Source organism: Streptomyces sp. GC420, assembly GCF_009916105.1.
GTDB lineage: Bacteria > Actinomycetota > Actinomycetes > Streptomycetales > Streptomycetaceae > Streptomyces.
On the sequence record NZ_JAAAXQ010000651.1, the window covers coordinates 1 to 2,507 of the forward strand.

The 2,507-nt window shown below is 71.0% G+C and carries 2 protein-coding genes; both read right to left on the reverse strand.

The features are described from left to right. Positions 1 to 13 precede the first annotated feature (13 nt). Positions 14 to 1,495, reverse strand: coding sequence for a glutamate--tRNA ligase (gene gltX, locus GUY61_RS37400; RefSeq protein ID WP_166634738.1), 1,482 nt, complete (start codon positions 1,493 to 1,495; stop codon positions 14 to 16). After that, positions 1,488 to 2,282 carry a fumarylacetoacetate hydrolase family protein gene (locus tag GUY61_RS37405; protein ID WP_166634739.1) on the reverse strand — a complete coding sequence of 265 codons (795 nt, stop codon included), beginning with the start codon at positions 2,280 to 2,282 and terminating at the stop codon, positions 1,488 to 1,490. The genes gltX and GUY61_RS37405 overlap by 8 nt, the downstream gene beginning before the upstream one ends. Positions 2,283 to 2,507 lie beyond the last annotated feature (225 nt).

A 2,507-nucleotide genomic window follows, 5' to 3' on the forward strand; every position in this document is an offset into this window, starting at 1 on the left:
GTACTGGTGACCGCTACGCGGCCAGCTTCGCCAGGGCCGCGTCGATCCTGGCCAGCGTGCGGTCGCGGCCGAGGACCTCCAGGGACTCGAAGAGCGGCAGGCCGACGGTACGGCCGGTGACGGCGACGCGGACCGGGGCCTGGGCCTTGCCGAGCTTGAGACCGTGCTCCTCGCCCGCCGCCAGGACGGCCGCCTTGAGGGCCTCGGCGTTCCAGTCGGCGTCGGCCAGCTTGCCGCGGGCGGTCGCCAGCAGGGCGTCGGAGCCCTCCTTCATCGCCTTCGCCCAGGACGCCTCGTCCTGCACGGGCTCGTCCAGGAAGAGGAAGTCGACGTTGGCGGTGATGTCGGAGAGGACCGTCAGGCGGGTCTGGGCGTGCGGGGCGATGGCCTCCCACGCCGCCCGGTCGAAGTTCTCCGGGGCCCAGGGGGCGTGCGGGGCCCTCAGCCAGGGCTCGCAGGCGTCGGTGAAGTCCTTCACGTCGAGCCGGCGGACGTGGTCCGCGTTGATCGCCTCGGCCTTCTTGAGGTCGAAGCGGGCCGGGTTGGCGTTGACCGCGGCGATGTCGAAGGCGGCGACCATCTCGTCCATCGTGAAGATGTCCTGGTCGGCGGAGAGGGACCAGCCGAGCAACGACAGGTAGTTCAGCAGGCCCTGCGGGAGGAAGCCGCGCTCCCGGTAGAGATTCAGGGAGGACTGCGGGTCGCGCTTGGAGAGCTTCTTGTTGCCCTCGCCCATGACGTACGGCAGGTGCCCGAAGGCGGGGACGTCCTTGGCGACGCCCAGCTCGATCAGCGCCTTGTACAGGGCGATCTGGCGCGGGGTGGAGGACAGCAGGTCCTCGCCGCGCAGGACGTGGGTGATCTCCATCAGGGCGTCGTCGACCGGGTTCACCAGGGTGTACAGCGGGGCGCCGTTGGCGCGGACGATCCCGTAGTCCGGGACGTTCTCGGGGGTGAACGTCAGCTCGCCGCGGACCAGGTCCGTGAAGGTGATCGTCTCGTCGGGCATCCGGAAGCGGACGATGGGCTCGCGGCCCTCCGCCTCGTACGTCTCGATCCGCTCGGCGGTGAGGTCGCGGCAGTGGCCGTCGTAGCCGGAGGGCCGGCCGGCGGCGCGGGCGGCGTCGCGGCGGGCGTCGAGCTCCTCGGTGGTGCAGTAGCACTTGTAGGCGTGGCCGGCGTCGAGCAGCCTGGCGGCGACGTCCTTGTAGAGGTCCATGCGCTGCGACTGGCGGTACGGCGCGTGGGGGCCGCCCACCTCGGGGCCCTCGTCCCAGTCGAGGCCGAGCCAGCGCATCGAGTCGAGGAGCTGGTTGTAGGACTCCTCCGAGTCACGGGCCGCGTCGGTGTCCTCGATGCGGAAGACCAGGGTGCCGCCGTGGTGGCGGGCGAACGCCCAGTTGAACAGGGCGGTGCGGACCAGGCCGACGTGCGGGTTGCCCGTGGGGGACGGACAGAACCGTACGCGGACGGAGGGGTCGGGGGTGTTAGCCACGCTTGATCACCTTGTTGGTGAGAGTGCCGATGCCTTCGATGGTGACGGCGACCTCGTCGCCGACGTGCAGGGGGCCGACCCCCGCGGGTGTGCCGGTGAGGATGACGTCGCCGGGAAGCAGGGTCATGGCCTCGGTGATGTGCACGATCAGGTCCTCGACGGACCGCACCATGTCGCTCGTACGGCCGAGCTGGCGCTGCTGTCCGTTGACGGTGCACTGGATGGTGACGTCCGCCGGATCGAGTTCGGTCTCCACCCAGGGGCCGAGCGGGCAGGAGGAGTCGAAGCCCTTGGCCCTCGCCCACTGGCTCTCCCGCCGCTGGACGTCGCGGGCGGTGACGTCGTTGGCGCAGGTATAGCCCAGGATGACGTCCTTGGCGCGTTCGCGGGGCACCTCGCGGCACATGCGGCTGATCACGACGGCCAGCTCGGCCTCGTGGTGCAGTTCCTCGGAGAAGGAGGGGTACGCGATGGGATCGCCGGGGCCGATCACGGACGTGGACGGCTTGAAGAAGGTCACCGGGACCTCGGGCACCTCGTTGCCCATCTCCTTGGCGTGCTCCGCGTAGTTGCGGCCGATGGCCACGATCTTGCTGGGAAGCACGGGCGGCAGCAGCCGGACCCTCTCCTTGGAGTCGGAGGAGGTCAGCGGGATCTTCGTGCCCGAGAGCTCGAAGTCCGCGAACGGGATGCCCTTGATGATGTCGATGACGAGGTCGTCGGGGCTGTCGCCCTCGACCGCGCCGAAGGCGACATTGCCGTCGATGGAGAATCTGGCGATGCGCACGGGATGCGTGTGCCCCTCTTGTCTGCCTGCTCGGAGTCTGACGCTCCAGGCTAACGCGGGGGTCCCTGGCAGGCCGTGCGCACGGCGCCGGCGGGCGAGCGGTCGCGGCCGCCGGCCCCGCGGGCGGGGACGGGGACCCGCCGGGCGTCCGGACGGGCCGGGCAGGGCGGGACGGGTCTCGGACGGCCGGCCGCGGATCGCGGGGCGGGTCAGGCCTCGGGGGCG